The sequence below is a fragment of the Arthrobacter sp. P1_B3 genome (genome assembly GCF_056406615.1).
Genome location: NZ_JBFTZV010000005.1, coordinates 112,742 through 137,624, shown reverse-complemented (window position 1 = coordinate 137,624; position 24,883 = coordinate 112,742). Strand labels below are relative to the sequence as shown.

Genomic DNA, 24,883 nt, shown 5'->3' with positions numbered 1-24,883 from the left:
CGCGGGGATTATCCGGTTACGCGGATCCGAAAGATGTGGACGGCGGTCACCTTGTATTCAGGGCACCCCGTAACCTCATCCTCCACGGAAGATGTCAGGCTGTTCACCGTTGCCCCGGGGAAGTGGAAGCCCGCGAACACCTGGCCCGGTTCCATATCGTCCGTGATCCTGACCCGCAGGACCGCCGTTCCATGCCGGCTGCCCAGCCGGACAAGATCACCGTGGCGGACGCCCAGTGCCGCCGCGTCCCCGGGTTCGACGTCGACCGTCTCTTCTGCGAGCAGGCGCAGGTTGTGCGTCCGACGGGTCATGCTGCCGGAGTTGTAGTGCTCTCCTCTGCGCCCGGTGATCAGCAGGAACGGGAACTCCGCGTCGCATTCCTCGCCCGGCGGCAGATAGGGCCGGGCGGCCAGGTGCGCCAGGCCGTCCGGCGTGGCGAACCGGTCCTGATAGAGCCGTGGTGTTCCGGGGGAATCGGCAGACCCGCACGGCCAATGCAGCGGGCCGTCCCGGTCCAGGCGTGGGTGTGAGATTCCACCGAACAGCGGCGCCACTGTGGCACATTCCGCCATGGCCTCCGCCGGTGTGGCGCAACCGAGGTCCGCCCCCATGCGGGCAGCGACGGCGTGCAACACGGCGAAGTCCGTGCGGACGCCGGCCGGGGGCGCCACGGCTTCCCGGACCCGCTGGAAGCGCCGGTCGAAATTGACGAACGTGCCGTCCTTCTCAAGCCAGGCGGCCACCGGGAAGACGACGTCCGCCGCTGCTGCCGTGGGGGAGAGGAACAGATCGTTGCAGATCACCAGCGGGCAGGCAGTCAAGGCCGCCCGCACCGACGTGCTGTCAGGGTCCGTGGCGAGCACGTCCTCCCCGATCACCCACAGCGCCTTCAACGCCCCGTTCCGGGCGGCCTCGAACATCTGCGGGATCCGAAGCCCGGGTCGCGGCGGCACATCGGCCTGCCATGCCACGCCGCACCGGTCCCGCGCTGCGGGGTCCAGGACCTTCTGGTAGCCGGGCAGCAGGTCGGGCAGGGCCCCCATGTCCGACGCGCCCTGGACGTTGTTCTGCCCGCGCAGCGGGTTCACCCCTGCGCCGGCACCGGGCCCCACGGCGCCGCGCAGGAGGGCCAGATTGGACAGAGTCCGGACACCGTCCGTGCCGTGCCGATGTTCGGTCACTCCGAGTCCGTAGAAGATTGCCGGAGCCGCCGCCTGGCCGTACATCACAGCCGCCCGCACCAGGTCCTCCGCCGGGACACCGGAGATGCCTGCGACACGCTCCGGCGGATAGTCGCCTAGCAACGCCAGCAGCTCCTCGTAGCCGCTTGTGTGCGCGTCAAGGAAGTCGGTGTCCACGAGTCCCTCGCGGGCCAGGACGTGTGCGAGGCCATTAAACACGGCCACGTTGGTACCCGGCCGGGGCCGAAGGTGGATGTCGGCGTGCCGGGCCAAAGAGGTGCGCCGGGGATCCACCACCACCAAGCGGACGCCGTCCATGACCCGCTGGAAAATCCGGGAACCGACGACCGGGTGCGCCGCCGTGGGATTGGCGCCTGCCAGGAGGACCGCGTCGCACCGGTCGAGGTCATCGAACGGGTTCGTCCCGCCGCCCAGGCCAAACGTGGCGGCCAGGCCGGCCGCCGAGGGGGCGTGGCAGAGCCGGGCGCAGTTGTCCACGTTGTTGGTCCCCATGAGGGCCCGGGCGAACTTCTGGGCCAGGTAGTTCTCCTCGTTCGTGGCCCGGGCCGAGGAGATGAGGGCGAATCCGTCCGGGTCCGCATCCCGAATTTCGGACAGCCTGGCGGCCACGTAAGTCGTCGCCTCCTCCCAGGACGCTGGCGTCAGGGTTCCGTCCCTGCGGATCAGCGGGGTGGTCAGACGGTCCGCGGAACCGAGGAACCCATGGGCGAACCGTCCTTTGACACACGCGTGGCCGCGATTCACCGAGCCGTCAGCAGCGGGCCGGACGGTCATGATCACGTTGTCACGGGTGGCGACCTCCAGGCTGCAGCCGACCCCGCAGTACCCGCAGGTTGTGCGCGTCTGCCGTTCGATCGGCAGCAGATTGAGCAGCCCGGGCTCGGAGAGCGCGCCGGTGGGGCAGGTGTCCACGCACGCCCCGCACGAGACACAATCGGACTCCGCCCAGGGACCCCCGGTTCCCGGCGCCACCACCGTGGCGGCTCCGCGGCCCACGAGGGTCAGGGCGAACGTGCCCTGGATCTCTGCGCACGCGCGGACGCACCGCCCGCAGGCGATGCAGAGGTCGCGGTCAAGCTTGACGTACGGGTGGGAGTGGTCAACTCCGCGCTCCGGTGGCACGACCGAACCGGCCGGGGCAGTCACCCCGTAATCGGCGCATTGCCGGACCAGTTCGCTGCGGTCGGCGGGGACATCCAGCGCCCGGGCGGGCAGCCCCGCGACGATGGCCCGCAGGGCCTCACGCCGCATCGCCCGGGACGCCTCGACAGTGATGCGCAGTCCGTCCTCGGCCGGGGTGCTGCAGGCGGCCGCCGGACCGCGGCCGGTGATGCCGACCAGGCACGTCCGGCACGAGGCCACCGTTGTGAGCCGGTCATCGTGGCACAGCGTCGGGAGGGCCAGGCCGGCCGCCCGCACCGCGTCGAGCACCGTAGCACCGGCGGCAACCTCGACCTGACGGCCGTCGACCAGGAGTTTCACGACCGCCATCCATCCAGTCCGTAGACGCGGGCGAGGCTTCGCACCGCGGCCGGCACCCGGCGGCCGAAAGCGCACAGGCTGCCCGCCGCCATTGTGCGCAGCACTTCGCTGCGTTCGCGGCGAATGTCCTGGTCATCCGGCCGCTCCGACAAGGCCCGGCCGCGCCATGCCCCCACCCGGCAGGGCGAGCATTGGCCGCAGCTCTCCGCGGCGGCAAAGTCCCACAGGTTCCGCAGCACTTGGCTGCCGGACAGCCTGTCATCGAAGGCGACGATTCCTGCGTGGCCGAGGGCTGCTCCGTGCCTGGTCAGCGCGGCATCACTCAGCGGCACATCCATGTCCTCGGGGCCGACGAAGCCGCCTAGGGGTCCGCCGATTTGAAGGGCGCGCAGTGTTGCACCGTCCCGAAGGCCGCCGCCGAGATCCTCCACGATCCGCCTCACCGGCGTGCCGATCTCCACCTCGTAGGCGCCGGGCCGGAGGAACCGTTCGGACAGGCAAGCGACCACTGTGCCGGCTTCATCCGCGGTCCCCATCGCCGCGTACGCTGGTCCGCCGTGCTGCACTATCCACGGCACCGCGCTGAGGGTTTCCACGTTGTTGACCACCGTGGGCCAGCCGTGGAGTCCGCGCGCGGTGGGAAACGGCGGACGGGGCCGCACGACGCCGCGCAGACCTTCGAGCCCGTTCAGCAGGGCCGTTTCCTCACCGGAGACGTACGACCCTGCGCCAACAGCTACGTGGACCTCCAGGCTGAATCCGCTGCCTCCCACGTCCGGGCCGAACTGCCCGGCAGTGCGTGCCTCGAGCAGCGCTTCCTGCAGGCGGGCGACCGCGTCGGGATACTCTGAGCGGACAAACACGACGCCGGTGGCTGCACCGACGGCGAAGCAGGCAAGGGCAAGACCTTCGAGCACACGGTGCGGGTCCCGTTCCATGAGCAAGCGGTCCGCAAAGGAACCGGGGTCGCCCTCATCGCCGTTTGCCACGACCACCCGCGGTGCAGGGTGCTCCAGTGCGGCCCGCCATTTCGCGGCGACGCGGAAGCCGGCCCCTCCCCGTCCCTTCAGCCGGGCGGATTCGACCTGGCTGAGGACAGCTTCGGGTGTTCCTGAGGCCACGACGGCGGGCCAGACCGACCAAGGTGTCGACGCTCCGAGCAGTCCGGCGGTCACTACGGGGAACGTACTGTCCCGGTACACCGGGATGGGCGGGGCTTTCTGCGGTGACGTTCCCAGCAATTGAGCCGGCAGGTCGGCCCCGGCACACGCGTTCTCGCCGTCGAGGGCTGCCGGTCCGCAGAAGCAGTAGCCGAGGCAACGCACTTCCTGGAGTGATAAGGCGCCGTCCGAACTTCGGCTCCCCGCCTCCACTCCCAGGGCAGCCTCCACGTCCGCCATGTGCCTGCCTCCGGACGCCGCGAAGCAGGCGGCTGCGCCGCAGACCCGGACGTGCCGGGTTCCGCGCGGTGCGGAGAAATCGGCGAAAAACGAGGCCGGTCCCTCGGCCGCTGCCGCGGGGAGCCCGAGCGCGCGGGCAATCGCGGCAGGAGCAGCGTCCGGGGTGCGGAGCATGGTCCTGACGTCCCCGATCGGCCGCCCGAAGCGGGCCGCATACCGGAGGAACGGATCGTCATTGTTCCGGTACTCCTGCCCACCGGGGTCGGCGGCTGAGCGCCCGCCAGGGGAATCGTGCATGCATCCAGCCTTCTCCCCGGGACCCCCAGTCGGGGAAGAGCCTAAAGACCCCGGAAGGTGAAGTGCCTCCGGAACGGGCCGGCCCTAGCGTCGATCCTCCGCCCAGTGGGCCGGGTCCTCGCCCGGTCCGGGCAGCTCCTGCGGAGCGGGCAGGCCGGGAAGCGTCCGGCCCGCCAGCGTGCTCGCCACCCACAGCGATCGGGCCAGATCGCCGTCGTGGTGACGCTGCGAGGCGTACCCCAGGGCGTTCTCCACCTCGCGGACCAGGCTCCACTGCCGGGCGGTCTCGGCGTCCAGACCGGCGGCCGCACTGAAATCCCCGCAACGTGCGAGCAGGGCCCGTCCGGGATCTTGCTGCGGCAACTCGCGGAGCCTGTTCCACAGCACGGGGGCCACGGCAAATTCGGCCTCGCCGATCATGGGCTGGGGATCAATTGCAGCGTACGGCTCCAGCCCCGCCGGTGCTTCCTGACGGGCGCCCGGTCCCGGCACGCCGGGCCGGGCGAGGATGTTCAAGTAGTGCAGGTCCGCGTGGACCAGGACGTCCTTGCCTGACCGCCTGCCCACGGCGCCGCGGGTCTGGCAGACCTCAAGCGCTGCCTCGAGCAACCACCGGGGGAACGGCCGCCCCAGCTGATCCCACGTCGCGGGGAGTTCATCGCTCCACTGTTCGGCCCGGGCCGCCACATGGTCGATTTCCTGCCACCCGGGCCGGTCATCGGGGACCACGCTGAGCTGGCGGACCAAACCGCCCCACACCGTCACCGCCGTTTCCAAAGGGACATCCAGGAGGGAGCGGCAGGCATCCAGGCGCTCCAGGAGCAGGGCGCAGGATCCGGCGTCGGCGGCCAGGAGCCTGACGGCGCCATGGCCTCCCCACAGGGCGAGGGCGTGGTGTTCGCGGGTGGCCTCCTCATGCGCGAAGGCCACCTTCAGCACAGCCAGGCTGCCGTTGCCGCCGGATCCGTCCCCGTCCCGGCGCCGGACGGGGATGACGACGCCGCCGTGACCGTTCCACGGAAGGGCGCCCGGCTCCAGATCCGGCAGAAGCTCCCACTGCTCGAGGAATTGTCCGATCAGGCCAGGAAGTGATGCCAGCCAGGCACGTCCGTCAGGCGTGCGGGAGTAGCGGCGGGAAAGATCGGGCGGGATGGGGACGTCTGGGATGGGGCTCACGGGACCTATCGTAGGCGCCGGAGTGCATGCTGCCGGCTTGGCAGGTGCCAGGTTGGCGCCGCGGCCCTAGACGATGCCGCTCGCGCCGAGCGCGTTGCCGATCGCGAACGTGGCCACCAGCGCTGCGGCGCCGCCAATCACCACGCGGATGGCTGCCCTGAGCTTCGAGCCGCCGCCTATCCACGCGCCGACGGCGCCGGTGGCCGCCAATGCTACGAGCACGGCGACGAAGGTCAGCGGGATCCTGATGTTTTCCGGCGGGAGCAGGATGGCCAGCATGGGTAGGATCGCGCCAATGAGGAAAGCGATGGCAGAAGCGAACGCCGCGTGCCACGGACTCACGATGTCGGTTTCGTCAATGTGGAGTTCGGCTGAGAGGTGCGCGCCGAGGGCATCGTGTGCCGTGAGCTCCTTGGCCACCGTCCGTGCCGTCGCGGGGCTCAGTCCTTTGCCCTGGTAGATCGCGGCGAGTTCCTCGAGCTCCTCCTCGGGTTGTTCCGCCAGTTCCCGGCGCTCCTTCTCGATCAAGGCGTGCTGGCTGTCCTTCTGGCTGCTGACGGAGACGTATTCGCCGAGGGCCATCGAGATGGCGCCGCCCACGACGCCTGCGACGCCCGCGACCAGGATCGGCCCGGTGTCCGTCGTGGCGCTGGCGACACCGACGACGATCGCGGCGACCGAGACGATGCCGTCATTGGCCCCCAGGACGCCCGCGCGGAGCCAGTTGAGGCGGTGCGCGATGTCGTTGTGGTGCGGCTCGTTCTCGTGCAGGGTTGCGGCGCCGGTCGTGTCCATGACTACAGCAAATCACCCGGGCCAAAGGCATGCCAGTATTCCGAGGCTAACCAAAATAAGCCGAGGCTTGGTCGCGTGCTCAGTTTGCCGGCTGTGACGGCGGCGTGGTGGGTTCCAGGCCCGGCAGCGTGGCGGGGTCAAGGCCCGGCAGGGCGCCGGGATCCGTGCCCCACAGCACGGCCCGCTTCCCGGCACCGAGCAAGGCCGCGATGGCCCACTGCCGGGTCTCACCTTCGCTCAGGGCCACGAGGTCGCCGTACGCGGGCAGCGCGGCGGCCTCCAGGCTGCCGAGGCCGGCGGCTGGGGAGGCCAGGAAGGACTGACCCAGCGTGTAGCCGGCCTCCCGCGGCGGAACAGTGGAGCAGTGCAGCCGGCTCAGCAATTCCGCGCCGCCGAGGAGCGCGTCATGGCGGGCCAGTTCCTCGGCCGCGGATTTCGCCGCGGTGCCGCCGAGCCGGGGCAGCGCCACCTGGTAGCCGTAGATGGTCTGCGCTTCGGTCCGGACCACCGCCGCCAGGGCACCGCCGAGGCCGGCCGCGGCCGCGGACTGCACTGCCGAGGACTGCCCGGGACCGGGCTGCCCGGCGGAGGACTCGGCGGCACCGGATTGCGGAGTCGCGGACGGGGACGGGCATGTGCCGGACAGCCGCGGTGCGGCCACGTCGACGGCCGGCGCCGCCGTCCCGGTGCCCGCGGCGAGGGCGGTAGCCTGCAGCAGCTGAGCGGTGCCGACTGCAGCCAACAGCCGTGCCATGCCGCCGTCGGCCACGGCAGCGTCTGCGAGGCGCTGGTTCCCGCTGTCCGCGAGAGCCGCCACGAGCCCGGCGGCGGTCGAAGGCAGGGGTGCGGCGGTCGCTCCGGCACTGGACTGGCCGGCACTGGTCTGGCCGGCACTGGTCTGGCCGGCACTGGTCTGGCCGGAAACGGACGGAGCCGTTGAGGCGGAGGAAGTTGCCGGGGCCGGGGACGTTGCCCGGCCGGAGTCAGCGGCCGCTGCGCTGGCTGCGTCCGCAGGACTTTCCCCCGGTGCCAGCAGGGCCTGCGCCTGGGTTGTCAGCAAGGTCACAGTCCGTTCGATGGCAGGGTTCCCGGCACCGGCCGAAGGGCCGTCCGTGCTGCCCGCCGAGCTGTCTTTTGAACCGTCTTGCTTCGCGGTGCCAAGCTGGCTGCCAGCGTCCTTCAACCGCACGGTTTCTGCCAGTGCGGTGGCGCGCGCCTGTTCGGAAAAGGGCGGATCCGCAGGTTCCGGCGGCCGGGCCGGCATCAGGACCACCCCCAGGCTCACCACCACCAGGGCGAGGCACGCCAGCAGCACGTAGCGGGGGAGCGACCGGGGAAAGTGATCCTGCCATCGCTTTTCCCTGGTGTCGTCGTTCACAACAGACCATGTTGTCATGCCGGTCCGGAACACGTGCACCACGCCGCCCGGAAAATCGCTAGGCTAGTACACACAACATTATCTAGCGGGAGGCGGCCGGCATCATGACGAACGCAGAAGCCACGACTTCAACAGACCGGACCGGGACGGGGAAGGCTGAAGCCGCACCCGTTCAAAATGTCGAGGCCGAGCGCCTTCACGCACTCCTGGAACCCGCAGTGCTGGCGAACCGGCTGTATCTGGAGGACGTTTCCATCCATGTCGCCGGCGCCAACCGGGTGGTCCACGTAGTGGTGGACCTGCCGCAGGAGGAGACCGGCGGCGTCGGGCTCGACGTCATCGCGGAGATCTCCAAGACCCTCTCCGACACCCTGGACAACGACCCCAGCATGGACGCGCGCCCCTATGAGCTCGAGGTCTCCTCACCCGGCGTCGGACGTCCACTGACGGAGGAGCGGCACTGGCACCGCGCCCGCGGACGGATGGTCAACGTGAACGTGATCCAGGGTGACAACGTCACCGGCAGGGTCCAGTCCGTGGATGATGGGGGAGTCACCCTCGTCCCGGAAATTGCCGTCAAGAAGGGCATGAAACCCAAACAGGGTGAACCCGTCAAGCTTCCTTTCGACAGGATCCGCAGCGGAAAAGTCGAGATAGAGTTCAGCCACCTCGAAGAGGCCGGTCTGGAAAAAGCAAACAATGGACCTTCTGAGGAGGCCTGATGGATATTGACATGAGCGCGCTGAGACTTCTGGAGCGTGAGCGTGAAATCCCGCTGGATCTCCTGATTCCGACGATCGAGCAGGCCCTGCTGGTGGCCTACCACAAGACCCCCGGCGCCTTCGAAAAGGCCCGGGCCGAGCTCGACCGCAAGAGCGGCCACGTGACCATCTGGGCCACCGAGATCGACGACGACGGCGCCCCGATCGGCGAATTCGAGGACACCCCCGCGGGCTTCGGACGCATCGCGGCGAGCACCGCGCGGCAGATCATCCTGCAGCGCCTCCGGGACGCTGAGGACGACAACGTGCTGGGCCAGTTCAAGGGCCGAGAAGGTGAGCTCGTGGCCGGCACCATCCAGCAGGGCAACAACCCGCACATGATCCAGGTCAACCTGGGCACGGTGGAGGCACTGCTGCCGCCGCCCGAGCAGGTTCCCGGCGAGAAGTACATCCACGGCAACCGGCTGCGCGCCTTCGTGATCGACGTCCACCGCGGCACCAAGGGCCCGTCCATCACGCTGTCCCGCTCCCACCCCGGGCTCGTCCGGAAGCTCTTCGAACTCGAAGTTCCCGAGATCGCGGACCGTTCGGTCGAGATCGTGGCGCTTGCCCGCGAGGCCGGCCACCGCACCAAGATCGCCGTCAAGGCAAACACCCCCGGCGTCAATGCCAAGGGTGCCTGCATCGGCGAAATGGGTTCTCGTGTCCGGGCGGTCATGACGGAACTGAACGACGAAAAGATCGACATCGTTGACTACAACGACGATCCGGCGACCTTCATCGCCAGCGCCCTCTCGCCGTCGCGCGTGAACTCGGTCACGATCACCGACGAGGCGACCCGTTCTGCACGGGTGGTCGTTCCCGACTACCAGCTCTCCCTGGCCATCGGCAAGGAGGGCCAGAACGCCCGTCTCGCCGCCAAGCTCACGGGATGGCGAATCGACATCGTCTCCGACGCCGCCGTCAACACCGGCAAATAGCTCGCAAGCGCGCAGCACACGAACACAGGCGCCGGGCCGCCGTCGTGGCCCGGTGAGCGTGTGCACTCTCACGGGTCAGCCGTGATTTCCGAGCTGACCGGCACGCCTGGGTTCGGGACCCGGGCGCCGGAGGGGCTAGAATAGAAGATGACCGCGCCTAACGGCCGGTATCCGTGTGTCTTTGGCGCGTCTGGGTTTTCCCAGATTCCCGGGACGCGGTGATTCACCAAGCAGTTGTACTGGCAGGAAGATACTCGAACGTGGCACATGTGCAACACCTCGGGAATCAGCCGCAGCGCACTTGTATCGGATGCCGACAAAAAGGGTCGCGGTCGGAGTTACTCCGGCTCGTCGCCGGCGCCGGTGGTTCGTCCGCCGTCGTGGTGGATGAACGACGCCGGATGGCTGGCCGGGGAGCATGGCTGCACCCCAGCGAAAAGTGCCTGGCACTGGCGGTCAAACGTCGAGCGTTCGGTCGCGCCCTCAAGGGCGCAGCCGGTACAGCTGATGTGGAACGCCGGATCACTGCCGGCACGGAAGCCGTGGGCACCCCGGTGACCGCAGCAACAACCGTCCAACCTGAAAGCGGGTCAGAAAACTGATGGAAACCCGATGAGTTCCCAGCGATGAGTGCGCAACGATGACAACTTTGTTGCGCTCTGCAATGGGCCTTTCAGCTGCATTCGCGGCGGAGGCCCGCAGTAAGAAGTAGACGGTTCGTGCCTGGCTCGGTGCGGACCGAGACAGGAGAAATGTGGCCAAGGTCCGCGTACATGAGCTTGCTAAAGAGCTCGGTATTACTTCCAAAGATGCAGTAACCAAACTGCAGGAACTGGGCGAATTCGTTCGCTCCGCCTCGTCAACTATCGAGGCTCCCGTTGTGCGGAAACTGCGCAACGCTTTCCCCGACGCCCCCGCAGCTTCGAAGTCCGAAGCTCCGGCGTCCGCCCCCCAGGCATCTGCCAGCCCGGCAGCGACCCGTCCGGCGCCTGCGCCTGGCCCCGCTGCGCCCAAGGCCGCGGAACCCAAGGCTGAAGCTCCGGCTCCGGCTGCTGCGGCACCTGCCGCCGCGCCCGCCGCTCCGGCAGCCCCCGCCGCCCAGGCTCCGGCAGCCCCCGCCGCCCAGGCTCCGGCTGCTCCCTCGACGGGCATCAAGCCCGGCGCGCGTCCGGCCCCCAAGGCTGAAACCCCGGCTGCTCCGGCACGCCAGGGCGGTTCTGCACCGCGTCCGGGCGGTCCCCGTCCCGGCAACAACCCCTTCGCCACGTCCCAGGGCATGCCCCGCGGCCGCGGCGGCGACAACGATCGTCCCTCGCGTCCGGGCAACAACCCGTTCGCTCCGTCCCAGGGCATGCCCCGTCCGGGCGGAAGCCGCACCGAGGGTGAACGCCCCGGTGGTCCGCGCCCCGCAGCAGGCGCAGGCGGCCCCCGTCCGGGTGGTCCCCGTCCGGCAGCAGGCGCAGGCGGCCCCCGCCCCGGCGCCCCGCGTCCGGCCGGCGCTCCCGGCGCCGGTCGTCCGGCAGGAGCCGGCGGCAACCGCCCGACTCCGGGCATGATGCCTAACCGCACCGAACGTCCCGCACCCGCTGGTGCCGGCCGTCCCGGCGGCGGAGGCCGTGGTCCGGGCCGTCCGGGTGGCGCTCCAGGTACCGGTGCTCCCGGTGCCGGTGGCGGCGCTCCGGCCGGTGGTGGCTTTGGTAAGGGCGGTCGCGGTCGCGGCGGCACCCAGGGTGCCTTCGGTAAGGGCGGCGCAGGCCGTGGCAAGCAGCGCAAGTCGAAGCGTGCCAAGCGTCAGGAACTGGAGCAGATGAGTGCTCCGTCGCTGGGTGGCGTGAGCGTACCCCGCGGCGACGGCAACACCGTAGTCCGGCTTCGCCGTGGCTCGTCCATCACGGACTTTGCCGACAAGATCGAGGCGAACCCCGCCGCACTGGTGACGGTCCTCTTCCACCTCGGCGAAATGGCCACGGCCACGCAGTCGCTGGATGAAGAGACCTTCGCGCTGCTCGGCGAGGAGCTTGGCTACAAGCTTCAGGTTGTGTCCCCGGAGGACGAGGAGCGCGAGCTGCTCTCCACCTTCGACATCGACTTCGACGCCGAACTGGAAGCCGAAGGCGATGAAGACCTCGAGGCACGTCCTCCGGTTGTCACCGTCATGGGTCACGTTGACCACGGTAAGACCCGGCTGCTCGACGCCATCCGCAAGTCCGACGTTATGGCGGGCGAGCACGGCGGCATCACGCAGCACATCGGTGCCTACCAGGTCACCCACGCCCACGAAGGCATTGATCGGAAGATCACCTTCATCGATACTCCGGGCCACGAGGCGTTCACCGCCATGCGTGCCCGTGGTGCGAAGGTCACCGACATCGCCATCCTGGTGGTCGCAGCGGACGACGGCGTTATGCCGCAGACCGTTGAAGCCCTCAACCACGCCCAGGCGGCCAACGTGCCGATCGTCGTGGCCGTGAACAAGATCGACAAGGAAGGCGCCAACCCGGACAAGGTCCGCGGCCAGCTGACCGAGTACGGCCTGGTTCCGGAAGAATACGGTGGCGACACCATGTTCGTGGAGGTCTCGGCCCGACAGAACCTCAACATCGACGAGCTCCTCGGCGCCGTTCTGCTCACCGCAGACGCTGCCCTGGACATGCGCGCCAACCCGAACAAGGACGCCCGCGGTATCGCGATTGAAGCCAACCTGGACAAGGGCCGCGGTTCCGTGGCCACCGTCCTGGTTCAGTCCGGTACCCTGCACGTCGGCGACACCATCGTGGCAGGCACGGCCCACGGCCGCGTCCGTGCGATGTTCGACGACGACGGCAGCGCGCTGACCGAGGCCGGCCCGTCCCGCCCCGTGCAGGTGCTGGGTCTGTCCAACGTCCCGCGCGCCGGTGACACCTTCTTCGTGACCGCTGACGAGCGCACCGCCCGCCAGATCGCCGAGAAGCGTGAAGCCGCCGACCGCAACGCCGCACTGGCCAAGCGCCGCAAGCGGATCAGCCTGGAAGACTTCGACCAGGCCGTCGCCGATGGCAAGATCGACACCCTCAACCTCATCCTCAAGGGTGACGTGTCCGGTGCCGTGGAAGCCCTCGAAGACGCGCTGCTCAAGATCGACGTCGGCGAGGGTGTCCAGCTCCGCGTCATCCACCGCGGTGTCGGTGCGATCACGCAGAACGACGTCAACCTGGCAACGGTCGACAGCGCCGTCATCATCGGCTTCAACGTCAAGCCCGCCGAGCGTGTTGCCGAACTGGCAGACCGCGAAGGCGTGGACATGCGCTTCTACTCCGTCATCTACGCAGCAATCGATGACATTGAGGCAGCCCTCAAGGGCATGCTCAAGCCGGAGTACGAAGAGGTCCAGCTTGGCACCGCCGAGGTCCGCGAAGTGTTCCGTTCCTCCAAGTTCGGCAACATCGCAGGCTCGATCGTCCGCTCGGGTGTTATCCGACGCAACGCCAAGGCACGCATCACCCGCGACGGCAAGATCATCGGTGACAACCTCACCGTTGAGACGCTCAAGCGCTTCAAGGATGACGCCACCGAGGTCCGCACGGACTTCGAGTGTGGTATCGGTCTTGGCTCGTTCAACGACATCACCGAAGGCGACATCATCGAGACCTTCGAGATGCGCGAAAAGCCGCGCGTCTAGGTTGGTTTAGCAGTACAGGTGCGGGGTCGTTGGATTTTCCGGCGGCCCCGCACTTTTCCGCCGTAGAGGGGCCCCGCCCCTACGCTGGGTGGCCGACGTCTTACGACGTCGGCCACCCAGCTCCGGCAGGCCCGATGCCACTCCCGGGCCCCCTCCACGGCTCCAAAGGGTCGCCGGAAGAAACCAACGGGAGTCCGTCGTAGACTCGCCTTAGGGGCGTGGCATTAAAACCCAACAGTTGTGCGGCCACCGTTCCGGCGCCGTCGTACATCCAAATTTTTAGGAGTGGAAATGGCTGATCCCGCACGGGCTGCCAAGTTGGCGCAGCGGATTAAGGTTGTCGTTGCCGAGGCGCTGGGCCGGAGGGTGAAGGATCCCCGACTGGAGGGCGTCACCGTGACCGACTCGCGGGTGACCAACGACCTGCAGCACGCAACTGTTTACTACACCGTGTTCGGTGACGAAGTGGCCCAGGCCGATGCCGCCAAGGGGCTCGAGAAGGCCAAGGGTGTGCTGCGGCAGGAAGTCGGCCGGAACATCACCGTGCGGCTGACACCGACGCTCGAATTCGTGGCCGACCAGATCCCCGTCACCGCCTCGAACCTTGAGGAACTGCTCCGCGCGGCGAAGAAGCGCGACGCCGAGGTGGCCGCGCTGGCCGAAAGCGCCACGCACGCCGGAGACGCCGATCCTTACAAGAGTGATACGCCCCAGGACGTGGAGCTCGACGAGGACGACTTTGACGAAGAGGACCTGGACCTCATCGACAACGACGCGATCGATGAGGACCGCAACAAGTAAGAGTGCCTTTAACAGCAGGGGCCGGAACCGGAAACGGGTCCGGCCCCTGCTGTTTCTGTATCCGGGGACCTTCGACCCTTGGCCCGTTGAGGGGCAGGGGAGTCCCATGGAACCATGACTGCACGTATGCGCAGGGCCATCGGAGTGCCGTGGAATCCAGCCTGACCAAGTGCCCGCATTGCGGGAAGACCAACCGGATTCCCGCGGCCGCTGCCGGGCACCCGCGCTGCGGCAACTGCGGCAAGGACCTTCCCTGGATCGTGTCGGCGTCAGACGCCGACTTCCCGGTTGTCGCGGAGCAGTCTTCCGTTCCGGTTCTCGTCGATTTCTGGGCGGCGTGGTGCGGGCCGTGCCGGATGGTCAGCCCGGTGCTGGACAGGTTGGCGCAGGAGCGGGCCGGGAAGTTCAAGCTCGTGAAGGTCGACGTCGACACCTCCCCGGGATTGTCCAGGCGGTTCGATATCCAGGCCATCCCAACGTTGCTTGTCATCAAGAAGGGGACGGTGGCGGCCCGCCAGGCTGGCGCGCCGCCGGCCGCGGCCCTCCGCAGCTGGCTCGATGAGGCATTGGCGGCAAATCCGGGATGACCGCCGGTTGGGTCGGGCTTGGCACCCAGATGACGTCGAGATTGCAGAACACGGCAGTGCGCGGGCAAAAATTGCCGCCAAATGCCATCTCGAAATGCCTAGCGGCGCTTGGAGCGTCCCCGGGCTCCCAGCCCACCGCCTAGCACGGGAGATCCCATGCCGAGGAGGTAGCCGAAGTCATACCAGTTCCCCGCGCGGGCGGAGTTATAGAACGGGAACTCACTCCAGAAACCGAAGACATGGGCGATCAGGACGATCCATGCCGTCAGCCCATTCCAGAAACCCCACAGCAGGTCTTGCCACCACACGATGTACTCCCTTGGCCGGAATCCACGGCGCCCGGACGGGCCAGGACAACCCGAAGCCAGGATGGCGGGCCAGCCTGGAAGCGCCGTGTGCTCAGGCTAGGGCGCCAGCTTCTCCGGCGGTAGGGCCGGTGGACCCGTCGGGGTCTGCTGCCAGTTCGCGTGCAGGGATACGCCGGAGGCCCTCCACAAGATCGGCCTGGTTTCCGCAGAGCGCAATGCGGATCCAACCCTCGCCAATAGAGCCGAACGCCGTGCCGGGGGCGAAGGCCACGCCGGAGTCCGCCAGGAAGCGGCGCGTCCATGTCCGGACATCCCCGCCGCTGGCATGTGAGACGTCCGCCCACAGATAGAACGCGCCTTGGGCCGCGAGGTAGGGGATGCCATGGGAGCTCAGCACCGCCGAGGCCGCGTCCCGGTTGGCCCGGTAATGGGCGTGGGCATGGCTGACGTAGTCCTGCGGACCGGTCAAAGCTGCCAGTGCCGCGTACTGCGAGGGGGAGGCCACACAGGACACGATCGACTCCATGACGTTATTCATCTTCTGCTCCAGCCCGGGCGGGCAGATCAGCGCGCCGATGCGCAGTCCCGTCAGCCCGTAGGTTTTGGAGAGCGTGAGCGAGGTGAACACGCGCGCTTCGCCTGGAACGTCGCTGTCGAAGCGGGCCGGGCTGACGTGCGGCACATCGTAAGTGAACGCCTCGTAGCATTCGTCGGAGATGACCCACAGATCGTTGCGCCTCGCCAGCTCCACGAGGCGGCGCGTCAGGTCCTCGCCCAGGACGGCGCCGAGCGGGTTGGACGGAGAGTTCAGGATCAATACCTTGGTCCGCGGCGTGATGAGCGCCTCGATGTCCTCGATCCGCGGCTGGAAATCGTGCTCCGGGTACAGCGGGTAGCGTACGGGCACGGCGTGCAGCAGGCTGCTCGTCATCGCGAAGGTGGGGTAGCCGGGGTTGGGAATGAGGATCTCGTCCCCGGGGGAGAGCAGCAGGCTCATGGCAAAGTGCAGGCCTTGCTGGGCGCCGTCGACCACATAGACGCGCTCGGCGCCGACCGGCGTCGCGTTGTGTTCCCGGAAGCGGGCGGCGAAGGCCTCCCGCAATGCGGGGATCCCGGCGTTAGGGGTGTAGTTGGTCTCGTCCCGGTCCAGGCACGCCATCCCGGCCTCGAGGACGTGGCGGGGGACTGCGAAGCCCGGCTCCCCGATACTGAGCACGATCGCACCGGGCGTTCCCCAGGCGGCTTCGGTGATCTCGCGGATCTGGTTGATCGGGACGTCGCGGACATGTGCGGCAAGCTCGGGCATGTGTGCCATCCTAACGCCCGGCGTCCGCGGTGGGCGCGGGGGCCGTGGGCGGTGGGGCGCGGCTGGCCCGCATATACTGGGAGGCGTGCTTTCTGGACTGGTGATAGTAGACAAGCCGCAAGGTTGGACCAGCCACGATGTGGTTGGACGGATGCGGCGGATCGCCGGTACCCGAAAGGTCGGCCACGCCGGGACGCTCGATCCGATGGCCACCGGCGTTCTCGTGGTGGGCATCAACAAGGCAACCCGGCTGCTGACCTACATTGTGGGCACCTCCAAGACTTACACCGCCACCATCAGGCTCGGTGAATCCACCGTGACGGACGACGCCGAAGGCGAGGTCACCGCCACCCGCAGCGCCGCCGGGGTCACCGAAGACGCTGTCCGCGCCGGAGTCGCCGCTCTGACCGGGGAAATTGAACAGGTTCCCAGCAGTGTCAGCGCCATCAAGGTCAACGGTGAACGCGCCTACGCCCGGGTCCGGTCCGGTGAAGAGGTCAAGCTCGCGGCCCGTCCCGTGACGATTCACCGCTTTGAGGTCCACCAGGTCCGCCGCGTGCACGATGGCGACGCAGACCGGGAAGCCCTGGACGTCGATGTCACGGTGGAGTGCTCTTCCGGCACATACATCCGTGCCCTGGCGCGCGACCTCGGTGAGGCACTCGGCGTCGGCGGCCACCTGACGGCACTGCGCAGGACCCAAGTGGGTCCCTACACGCTTGAGCAGGCACACACCCTTGAACAATTGGCGGAGAAGCTGGACGTCCTGGAGATCTCGGACGCGGCCCGGGCCCTAATGCCGAACCGTGAACTCAGCGAGGCGGAGACCACCGAGATTTCCTTCGGCCGCAGGGTCGCCGCAGGAGCCGCAGCCGGCACGCCGGAGGCAGCGACCGCGGACAAGCCGGCAGCAGCGTTCGCGCCGGACGGTACGCTCGTGGCGCTCCTGGCCGACGCGGGAAGCTACGCCAAGCCCGTGCTGGTGTTCGCGCCCGATAACGAAAAGCGCTTCACTGAAAAGAGCGGCACCGAAAAGCGCTCCACTGAAAAGGGCGCCACCGAAGCGGGCGGCAACGAACAGCGGGCCGGGCAGTAGTGGACGCGTATTTCTACATCATCCTTGTGGTTGGCCTGCTCTCCAGCATCATCTGCGTCGCCGCGGGCATCCTGAAGAAGGCGCCCAACGACACGACCATACTGTCGGTGGCCGCCGTCGAACTTGCCCTCCTGGTCTATCTGGTGGGCTCGATTGTCCGGGTGGCCAGCGGGGAGCAGATCGCGGGGGAGTCCTGGGAGTTCTGGGGCTATCTGGCGACAGCGCTGATCCTCCCGATCGGCGCCGTGTATTGGTCCATCCTGGAGCGGACCCGCTGGAGCAACTTCGTCCTGGCCGCAGTCGGCGTCACTGCCCTGGTGATGGCGGCCCGTATGAACCAGATCTGGTATTGAGATGGAAGAGGCAGAAAACGTGAACGCAAAATCCTCCCAGGAGGGCACAGGCAACCCGGCGGGGTCGGCCTCCGGCATCACCGGGGCAGCGGACGCCGGGCCGGCAGCTGCTGGTTCCACTGAGGCTGGTGCCACACAAACTGGGGCGGCGCAAACTGCGCCGGCGACCGACACCCGCAACACTGGGCCGGGACGGCTGCTGATTGCTGTCTATGCCGTGTTTGCGATTTCGGCGACCGCCCGGGCCGGCTACCAGATTCTCACGAAGTTTTCCGAGGCGCCCCTGGCATATTTGCTGTCCGCCTTCGCCGCAGCCGTCTACGTAGTTGCCACCGTGTCCCTCGCGAAGCCGGGCCGCACCGCGTTCAAAGTTTCCGTGGCGGCAGTCCTGGTGGAGCTTGTGGGCGTCCTCGTGGTGGGGGCATTGAGCGTATTCGACTCGGTGAACTTCCCGCACGAGACGGTGTGGTCCTTGTTTGGCCGCGGCTACGGATTCATCCCGCTCCTGCTGCCCATTCTGGGACTCATCTGGCTGTATCGCCGGCGTCCCGCGCCCCGGCAGCACTAGGCCGGGCTGCCCCGTCCGGGGCTTGCCCGGGCACACACGGCTGGTTACGGCCGGCTGGTGATGCGCCGGGCCTCCGTGAGCCTGCTGCGCAGTCCGGGCCAGGCGGTGGCGAAGCCCGGGTGCAGTTTCTTGCCACCGACTGCGTCAACCCCCACCCACTGCAGTTCGAGACTTTCCGGATCACTGATGGCGGCCTCGAAGGCCTGCAGTGCCTCGGCAACCACCGTGGTGTAGGTCCAGTAGCCGACGTCGAACACCGACGTGAACAGGACACGGACGTTCTCCGGAGGCACGGCCGCTTCCTCGCGTGCTTCCCGCAACGCCCCGTCGATGGCCCCTTCCCCTTGGTGCAGGGCACCTCCCGGGAGCCCCCACGTGCCGCCTTGATGGCTCCACAAAGCGCGGTGTTGGAGAAGGATTCCCTTTGCGGCGTCGTGGACCAGGAGCCCGGCGGAACCGAACCGACCCCAGAACCGTCCGTGCTCGCCCTCGACCCAGGCGTCACCGGGATCGCGTGGACCCAACGGGTGGCGCAGGCCGCCCGGCACCGGTCGTGCGAATGGTGATTCCCCCGCTTGGGGCGCGGCTGTGCTGTCCATCCCTACAGCTTGCCACGCGCCGGTCCATACGACGGCGGATGGCGTACGCAGTGTTACGGGCTGAACCGCTGCCCACGGATACTCGCTCAGCGATCTTCGACCAGGGATCGTTGGCCAAGGGTCTTCGACCGAAGCCTGCACCCAGGCCTTCACTCGAAGGGCCTCACCAAATAATTGAGATCAAACCAGACCACGGCGTCGGCCAAACCAGCTTCAAGAGCCGGCAGGGCTGGTCGTGAGTATTCCGGTAGGCCGTGTCAGGGTTCACGTGGCATAATCCGAGTAGGTGGTCCTTACCGGATCGCTCCACTAACAAAGGGGCCGATTTGCCAGCCGCACGCACGAGCACGGCACCTGCCACCCAGGTGCATATCGTGAACAGTCAGGTACCCAAGCACGAGCAGCTGCGCTCGATTATCCTCAAGGTGGCCAAAGAGGAACTCGAACCCGGCGCCCGCCTCCCCAGCGAGCGCGAACTGATGGACGCGTACGGCGTCAGCCGTATCACCGTCCGGGCCGCCATCGGCCGACTCGTCACCGAGGGCCACCTCGTGCGTGTCCCGGCCAAGGGCACATTCGTAGCCGACTCGGCAGTTCAGTCCACCCTCCACCTGGCGTCCTTCACCCAGGAGATGGAGGCCCAGGGTCATACCCCCAGCACCGTGGTGCTCCTGGCGGAGCTCGCGGCCGCGCCGAAGGACACGGCGGACGCACTGGGCCTGTCCCAGGGTGCCGAGGCGATCCACCTGCGCCGGCTGCGTCTCGCCGACGGCCGGCCGGTCAGCGTCGACGACGCCTGGTACAACCCGGAACATGCCAGTGGGCTCCTCGACATTGACCTCACCGGCTCGGTTTACAAGGCCCTGGCCGCCCAGTTCGGCAAAGAGATCAACCGCGCCCGCCAGACCGTGCGCGCCGAGGGCGCCCCGGCGGATGTCGGGGCGCTGCTCGGCACCGGGACGGGTGCGCCGGTCCTGTTCTTCGACCGCACTTCCTACTCGGGCCAGCTCGCCATCGAGCACACGCGTTCGTGGTACCGATCTGACAGGTACTCGCTGAACATGGAGGTGCGGCTGTAGCGGGAAGGGCTCCGGCTTTGTTTCCGTGACCCCGCCCTGCCTACGGCACCGAGAACAGCTCGGCGCCGGCCGCCACGGCGCCTGAGGCGATCGGCGTCGCCGTGTCCGGCTTGGTGTCCAGTACGACGATGGGGCTCACGAGGGAATATCCGGCGGCCACAGCGGCAGCCGGATCCACGCGCATGATCAGTGCACCGGCGTCGACCGTCGCCCCCTTGTCAATGAGCAGCTCGAACCCCTCGCCCTGAAGCTTGACGGTGTCGATCCCGACATGTGTAAGCACGCCCCTGCCGGCGGTGTCGACGACGATGAAAGCATGCGGAAGCAGCTTGATGATCTTCCCGGCAACCGGGGAGACGACGTCAAATGTTTCGCCCTCCGGCGGCTCAATGGCCGCGCCGGAGCCGACCATCTGGGCAGAGAACACCGGGTCCGGGACCTCACCGAGGGGCATAACCCTGCCGGCCAGGGGTGCGTGGATGAGGAGTGCCTCCGTCATCAGAGGAGGTCCTCGATGTCGTCGGCGAGTGTGTCCGCCTCCGGGCCCACGATGACCTGAACAGCTGTGCCCGCAGTGAGTACGCCGTGCGCCCCGGCTGCCTTCAGGACCGCCTCGCTCACGAGTGAGGAGTCCTTGACCTCAGTGCGCAGGCGGGTGATGCACGCCTCGACTTCGACGATGTTCCCAGCTCCGCCGAGTCCTTCAATGATCTTTTCTGCCTTTGACATGGCATGCCTCTCTCATTGCGCCCCCCTTCCGGGGGCACTTCGGATCCGAGGCCAAGCGGCCCCGGTGTGGCCAGGATGAGTCGATCCGTCCGGCGGATCGACTGCCTTGACAGGTCCGCGTGGGATGAATCACACTGGTTATAACCAGACAGTACCGGCTGAGCCGATCTTCCACAAGCCCTTCCTAAACGCAAAGGTGCCTCTCATGTCAGTCCCTGAATCCATCGCCACGGCGCCGGAGAAGAAGGCGAATGCCGCCTTCTCGAACCTCCAGCGGTTGGGCCGCACGCTCATGCTTCCGATCGCGGTTTTGCCCGCCGCGGGTATCCTCCTCCGGGCCGGTCAAGTGGACCTTTTGGGCGCCATCCCCGGCTTCGAAGGCGGTGCCTCCGTGGTCGAAGCCGCCGGCAGCGCGGTCTTTACGTGGCTTCCGCTCATCTTCGCCATTGGTATCGCCATCGGCTGGGCCAAGAAGTCCGACGGGTCGACTGCTCTGGCGGCCGCCGTCGGCTACATGGTGATCGATGGGGTCTTCAAGGCAATGTCTCCACTCGTTCTTGCCGGGCAAGTGGATCCCGCGGGCAAACCCGCCGTCATCAATTACGGCGTTCTTGCCGGCATCGTCGTCGGGTTGTTCTCGGCTATCCTGTGGCAAAAGTTCTACCGCACCAAGTTGCCGGACTACCTGGGCTTTTTCAGCGGCCGGCGCCTCGTGCCCATCCTGACGTCCCTCACCGCCCTCGTGGTCGGCGTGATCATGGCCCTGCTCTATTCAGCGTTCAACGCGGGGCTGTCCTGGGTTGGCGAGATCGTGGCCGGAAACGCTGTCCTTGGCGGCGGGCTTTACGGTTTTGCAAACCGTATGCTCATCCCGGTGGGGCTCCATCACGTCCTCAATTCGGTGGTCTGGTTCCTCGTAGGCGACTTCAATGACGCCTCCGGTCAGCTTGTCCGCGGCGACCTCAACCGCTTCTTCGCAGGTGATCCGACCGCCGGCGTGTTCATGACAGGGTTCTTCCCCATCATGATGTTTGGCCTCCCCGCGGCCGCTTTCGCCATCTGGCGCCACGCCAAGCCGTCACAACGGAATCTTGTCGGCGGGATCATGCTCTCCACCGGCCTGACGGCCTTCCTGACCGGGATCACCGAACCACTTGAGTACGCCTTCATGTTCGTCGCGTGGCCCCTCTACATCGTCCACGCCGTCCTGACCGGCACCTCGCACGCGCTCGTCAATGCACTGGGAATCCACGACGGCTTCACGTTCTCCGCCGGCCTGATCGACTTCGTCCTGAACTTCAGCAAGGCACAAAACGCCTGGATGCTCATCCCCATCGGGCTCGGCTACGCGGCCATCTACTACTTCCTGTTCTCCTTCGTAATCAAGCGCTGGAACCTGCGCACTCCCGGACGCGGGGACGACGAAGTCACCGTCGAGACCGAACCCGCGAAATAGCCACACAGCCCACCCGCACTGACAGCCACAGGGAGTACACCCCAGCATGGAAATCATCATCCTTCCCGGCGCCGATGACGTCGCCCACACCGCAGCGGACATCATTGAGGAGCGCCTCCGCAGCGGTCCGTCCGTCTTGGGCCTCGCGACCGGCTCGACGCCCCTCGGGACCTACCGCGAACTTATCGACCGCCACCGCCGCGACGGGCTGAGCTTCGCCGCCGCCCAGGCGTTCCTCCTCGACGAGTACGTCGGACTGCCAGCCAGCCACCCCGAGTCCTACCACTCGGTGATCCGGCGCGAATTCACGGACAGCGTGGATTTCCCCGCCGACGCCGTGCACGGACTCGACGGCGCATCGTACCCGGCGGCGGAGGCCGCCCGGTACGACGCGAGTATCTCTGCAGCCGGAGGTGTGGATGTTCAGATCCTCGGCATCGGCACCGACGGGCACATCGGCTTCAACGAGCCCATGTCGTCCCTCGCGTCACGGACCCGCATCAAAACGCTCACCGCCCAGACCCGCCGCGACAACGCACGCTTCTTCGCTGGCCTCGACGAGGTCCCAGAGCACGTACTCACCCAGGGTCTTGGAACGATTCGGCAAGCCCGACATCTTCTGCTACTCGGGCTGGGCGAGGCGAAGGCCGACGCCGTTGCGGCGGCTGTTGAGGGGCCGGTCGCCGCTATCTGCCCCGCCTCGGCGCTCCAGCTCCATCCACATGTGACCGTTCTCCTGGACACGCCGGCAGCGTCCAAGCTCGCCCACACCGAGTACTACCACTACACGTTGGGACGGAAGCCGGCATGGCAGGGCTTCTGAGCGGCGCGGAAGCCGGCACAGCGGGGCTTCTGAACGACGCGGCCGCCGGGGAGCTGCGCCCTGTGCCGGACCTCGAGTTCGCCGTCGAAGACGTCACCGGGATGCGGATCTCCGCGGCCGTCGGCGCCACGCGCGTCGAGCTGTGCGCCGCGCTCATCGCGACGGGCGGCATCACCCCTGACATGCGGATGGTGGACATGGCGTGCGAGGCCGGGCTGCCCGTCCATGTCCTCGTCCGGCCCCGGCCGGGAGGGTTCGCCTACACACCCGAGGAGCTCCGGATCATCGAACGTGACGTGGTGGCGGTGCTGCGGGCAGGGGCGGCCGGCGTCGTGGTCGGCGCCCTGGCACCCGACGGCGGACCGGACGCCGTCGCGCTCACCCGGATTGTCGCCGTCGCGCGTGCCCAAAAGCCCGCCGCACAGCTGACCTTCCACCGCGCATTCGACGCCGCACTGGCCGCCGGCGCGAACCCCGCCGACGCGCTCGGGCGGCTCGAAGACGCCGGCGTGAACCGGGTGCTCACCAGCGGCGGCGGAACCGACTGCACACAGGGGATCGGAATGTTGGCTCGGCTCGTGGAACTCGGACGGGACCACGCGCCGGGAGTACAGATCATGGCTGGCGGCGGAGTGACTGTGGACATCGTGCCGCGGCTCGTGACAGCAGGAGTGCATGCGGTGCACTCATCGGCGCGCCCGCGGCCCGCATCTCCCCTGGATACGGGCGCCGGCGTCCGGCCGGAGGCGATGGACCCGGAACTCGCAGCGGGCATCGCGGCAGCGCTGCGGACCGCGGACAGGATCACTGAACATGGTGAATGAGGTCGTGACGCTTCGTGGCCGCATCGTCACCGGTAGCCTGGCCATCGACGACGGCGTGATCGCCGTGGCCGGTGACCGCATCAGCTACGTCGGACCGGCTTCGGCATTCCCCGGAATTGCTGATCTGGAGCAGAACCGCCCGGCGCGGGACGGCCGGTACACCCTGCTGCCGGGCCTCGTGGACCTGCACTGCCACGGCGCCGCAGGATCCGATTTTTCCGAAGGCTCGGCGGCCGCGGCACGCTCGGCAGCCCGATTCCTGCACCGCCGCGGAACCACGACGCTGCTGGCCAGCCTCGTGACCGCCTCCACCCACGACCTGCTCCGGAATCTCGACGCCTTACGCCCCGTGGCAGAGGAAGGACTCATCGCCGGGTCACATCTGGAAGGCCCCTTCCTGTCCCCGCACCACCACGGAGCCCACGATCCCGCCCTGCTACGGGATCCCGATCCCGCTCTGATGGGTGAACTGCTGGCGGCGGCGGGGACCAGTCTTGTCTCCCTGACCTGCGCAGCCGAACTTCCCGGCGCCCAGCGCCTGGTCGACCAGCTCACGGCCAGCGGAGTGGTTCCCTCTCTGGGCCACACCGCAGCAGACACGGCGACCGCGGCCGGGTTCCTCGGCCGCGCGGCCCTCGGCCTGCGGCGGGCCGGACACCGCCAGGGGAACCCGGTTCCCCGGCGACCCACGGTGACGCACCTGTTCAACGCCATGCCGGCGCTGCATCACCGCTCACCCGGTCCGGTGGCCGCCAGTCTCAGCGAAGCGCACGCCGGCAGGGCCGTCATTGAACTCATCGCCGACGGCGTCCACCTCGCCGCGGATACCGTCCGGATGATGTTCGACCTCGTCGGTGCTGAGAATATTGCCCTCGTCACTGATTCCATGGCGGCCACGGGCCTGCAGGACGGACGTTACCGGCTGGGAAACCTGGCCGTCACCGTACACGAGGGGGTCGCCCGGCTCGACAGCACCGGCGCGATTGCCGGCGGAACCGCAACCCTCCTTGACGTGGTCAGGGCCACCGTAGCAGCAGGAGTATCACTGCAGGACGCGGTCCGGTCAGCCAGCGCCGTCCCGGCATCAGTTCTCGGCCTGTCCGGGCATGTCGGCGACCTTCACAAAGATATGCGGGCCGACATTGTCGTCGTCGATTCCGAATTAACCCTCGCCGGCGTGTTGCGGCACGGCAGATGGATCGAACCACTGCCGTGAAAGGAACCGCGCCCTCCGTTGCCCGGAACCTCGAAGCCCGAGAAGCAA

Annotated in this window: 24 protein-coding genes; 14 read left to right on the top strand and 10 right to left on the bottom strand. The window is 67.9% G+C overall.

Features of this window, described 5'->3' with window-relative positions:
• Window positions 1–8: 8 nt before the first annotated feature.
• The 5 genes from fdhF to AC1D2F_RS07365 form a co-directional block, all read right to left on the bottom strand.
• Entirely contained in the window at window positions 9–2,693 is a 2,685-nt protein-coding gene (gene fdhF, locus AC1D2F_RS07385; RefSeq protein WP_476966484.1) for a formate dehydrogenase subunit alpha, read from the bottom strand.
• The gene (locus AC1D2F_RS07380; RefSeq protein ID WP_476966483.1) at window positions 2,681–4,381 is read right to left on the bottom strand and encodes an NAD(P)H-dependent oxidoreductase subunit E; all 1,701 of its coding nucleotides are present in this window, start codon (window positions 4,379–4,381) and stop codon (window positions 2,681–2,683) included. The genes fdhF and AC1D2F_RS07380 overlap by 13 nt, the downstream gene beginning before the upstream one ends.
• Before the next feature lie 84 nt (window positions 4,382–4,465).
• Window positions 4,466–5,557, bottom strand: coding sequence for an aminoglycoside phosphotransferase family protein (locus AC1D2F_RS07375; RefSeq protein WP_476966482.1), 1,092 nt, complete (start codon window positions 5,555–5,557; stop codon window positions 4,466–4,468).
• 66 nt (window positions 5,558–5,623) lie between these two features.
• Window positions 5,624–6,352, bottom strand: coding sequence for a VIT1/CCC1 transporter family protein (locus AC1D2F_RS07370; protein ID WP_229993403.1), 729 nt, complete (start codon window positions 6,350–6,352; stop codon window positions 5,624–5,626).
• Window positions 6,353–6,431: 79 nt separating this feature from the next.
• Window positions 6,432–7,748 carry a ferritin-like domain-containing protein gene (locus AC1D2F_RS07365; protein ID WP_476966481.1) on the bottom strand — a complete coding sequence of 439 codons (1,317 nt, stop codon included), beginning with the start codon at window positions 7,746–7,748 and terminating at the stop codon, window positions 6,432–6,434.
• A gap of 86 nt (window positions 7,749–7,834) precedes the next feature.
• Between AC1D2F_RS07365 and AC1D2F_RS07360 the strand changes: the two genes are divergently transcribed.
• The 6 genes from AC1D2F_RS07360 to trxA all read left to right on the top strand — a co-directional run bounded on the left by AC1D2F_RS07360 (window position 7,835) and on the right by trxA (window position 14,478).
• The gene (locus AC1D2F_RS07360; RefSeq protein ID WP_229993401.1) at window positions 7,835–8,452 is read left to right on the top strand and encodes a ribosome maturation factor RimP; all 618 of its coding nucleotides are present in this window, start codon (window positions 7,835–7,837) and stop codon (window positions 8,450–8,452) included.
• Window positions 8,452–9,432 (top strand): transcription termination factor NusA, encoded by a 981-nt coding sequence (gene nusA, locus AC1D2F_RS07355; protein WP_018774503.1) that lies wholly within the window; start codon window positions 8,452–8,454, stop codon window positions 9,430–9,432. The genes AC1D2F_RS07360 and nusA overlap by 1 nt, the downstream gene beginning before the upstream one ends.
• 173 nt (window positions 9,433–9,605) lie before the next feature.
• Window positions 9,606–10,034: a YlxR family protein gene (locus tag AC1D2F_RS07350; protein WP_476966480.1), complete on the top strand. Its 429-nt coding sequence runs from the start codon at window positions 9,606–9,608 to the stop codon at window positions 10,032–10,034.
• Between the two features lie 152 nt (window positions 10,035–10,186).
• Window positions 10,187–13,090, top strand: coding sequence for a translation initiation factor IF-2 (infB, locus tag AC1D2F_RS07345; RefSeq protein ID WP_364747413.1), 2,904 nt, complete (start codon window positions 10,187–10,189; stop codon window positions 13,088–13,090).
• Window positions 13,091–13,381: 291 nt separating this feature from the next.
• On the top strand, window positions 13,382–13,891 hold the full coding sequence (gene rbfA, locus AC1D2F_RS07340) for a 30S ribosome-binding factor RbfA (RefSeq protein WP_364747414.1): 510 nt from the start codon (window positions 13,382–13,384) through the stop codon (window positions 13,889–13,891).
• Window positions 13,892–14,040: 149 nt separating this feature from the next.
• Window positions 14,041–14,478 (top strand): thioredoxin, encoded by a 438-nt coding sequence (gene trxA / locus AC1D2F_RS07335; protein ID WP_476966479.1) that lies wholly within the window; start codon window positions 14,041–14,043, stop codon window positions 14,476–14,478.
• Window positions 14,479–14,576: 98 nt separating this feature from the next.
• Here trxA and AC1D2F_RS07330 read toward each other — a convergent pair whose 3' ends face one another.
• Complete coding sequence (locus AC1D2F_RS07330) at window positions 14,577–14,786, bottom strand: hypothetical protein (RefSeq protein WP_026266615.1); 210 nt, start codon at window positions 14,784–14,786, stop codon at window positions 14,577–14,579.
• 91 nt (window positions 14,787–14,877) lie between these two features.
• Entirely contained in the window at window positions 14,878–16,092 is a 1,215-nt protein-coding gene (locus AC1D2F_RS07325; protein ID WP_476966478.1) for a pyridoxal phosphate-dependent aminotransferase, read from the bottom strand.
• An 85-nt stretch (window positions 16,093–16,177) separates the two neighbouring features.
• On the opposite strand from AC1D2F_RS07325, the gene truB reads away from it, so the two are divergent.
• The 3 genes from truB to AC1D2F_RS07310 all read left to right on the top strand — a co-directional run bounded on the left by truB (window position 16,178) and on the right by AC1D2F_RS07310 (window position 18,109).
• On the top strand, window positions 16,178–17,188 hold the full coding sequence (gene truB / locus AC1D2F_RS07320; protein ID WP_476966477.1) for a tRNA pseudouridine(55) synthase TruB: 1,011 nt from the start codon (window positions 16,178–16,180) through the stop codon (window positions 17,186–17,188).
• Window positions 17,188–17,541, top strand: a complete 354-nt coding sequence (locus AC1D2F_RS07315) for a hypothetical protein (RefSeq protein ID WP_229993013.1) — start codon at window positions 17,188–17,190, stop codon at window positions 17,539–17,541. Before truB ends, AC1D2F_RS07315 begins: the two co-directional genes overlap by 1 nt.
• 76 nt (window positions 17,542–17,617) lie before the next feature.
• Entirely contained in the window at window positions 17,618–18,109 is a 492-nt protein-coding gene (locus tag AC1D2F_RS07310; RefSeq protein WP_476966558.1) for a hypothetical protein, read from the top strand.
• Window positions 18,110–18,153: 44 nt separating this feature from the next.
• On the opposite strand, the gene AC1D2F_RS07305 is transcribed toward AC1D2F_RS07310, so the two are convergent.
• On the bottom strand, window positions 18,154–18,708 hold the full coding sequence (locus tag AC1D2F_RS07305) for an NUDIX domain-containing protein (RefSeq protein ID WP_476966476.1): 555 nt from the start codon (window positions 18,706–18,708) through the stop codon (window positions 18,154–18,156).
• Window positions 18,709–19,082: 374 nt separating this feature from the next.
• On the opposite strand from AC1D2F_RS07305, the gene AC1D2F_RS07300 reads away from it, so the two are divergent.
• A complete protein-coding gene (locus AC1D2F_RS07300) occupies window positions 19,083–19,787 on the top strand; it encodes a GntR family transcriptional regulator (RefSeq protein WP_229993010.1) in 705 nt (234 codons plus the stop codon).
• A gap of 40 nt (window positions 19,788–19,827) precedes the next feature.
• On the opposite strand, the gene AC1D2F_RS07295 is transcribed toward AC1D2F_RS07300, so the two are convergent.
• Entirely contained in the window at window positions 19,828–20,286 is a 459-nt protein-coding gene (locus AC1D2F_RS07295; protein ID WP_229993009.1) for a PTS sugar transporter subunit IIA, read from the bottom strand.
• Window positions 20,286–20,516: a PTS sugar transporter subunit IIB gene (locus AC1D2F_RS07290; protein ID WP_476966475.1), complete on the bottom strand. Its 231-nt coding sequence runs from the start codon at window positions 20,514–20,516 to the stop codon at window positions 20,286–20,288. Before AC1D2F_RS07290 ends, AC1D2F_RS07295 begins: the two co-directional genes overlap by 1 nt.
• Before the next feature lie 205 nt (window positions 20,517–20,721).
• Here AC1D2F_RS07290 and AC1D2F_RS07285 point away from each other — a divergent pair, with 205 nt between their 5' ends.
• From AC1D2F_RS07285 to AC1D2F_RS07270, 4 genes are read left to right on the top strand one after another with little or no spacing between them, the layout of a single operon-like run.
• Window positions 20,722–21,972, top strand: a complete 1,251-nt coding sequence (locus tag AC1D2F_RS07285; RefSeq protein WP_364747419.1) for a PTS transporter subunit EIIC — start codon at window positions 20,722–20,724, stop codon at window positions 21,970–21,972.
• Window positions 21,973–22,018: 46 nt separating this feature from the next.
• Window positions 22,019–22,795, top strand: coding sequence for a glucosamine-6-phosphate deaminase (gene nagB, locus AC1D2F_RS07280; RefSeq protein WP_229993006.1), 777 nt, complete (start codon window positions 22,019–22,021; stop codon window positions 22,793–22,795).
• Window positions 22,780–23,619: a copper homeostasis protein CutC gene (locus AC1D2F_RS07275; protein WP_229993005.1), complete on the top strand. Its 840-nt coding sequence runs from the start codon at window positions 22,780–22,782 to the stop codon at window positions 23,617–23,619. The genes nagB and AC1D2F_RS07275 overlap by 16 nt, the downstream gene beginning before the upstream one ends.
• Window positions 23,609–24,835, top strand: coding sequence for an N-acetylglucosamine-6-phosphate deacetylase (locus AC1D2F_RS07270; protein ID WP_229993004.1), 1,227 nt, complete (start codon window positions 23,609–23,611; stop codon window positions 24,833–24,835). The genes AC1D2F_RS07275 and AC1D2F_RS07270 overlap by 11 nt, the downstream gene beginning before the upstream one ends.
• The last annotated feature ends 48 nt before the right edge of the window (window positions 24,836–24,883 follow it).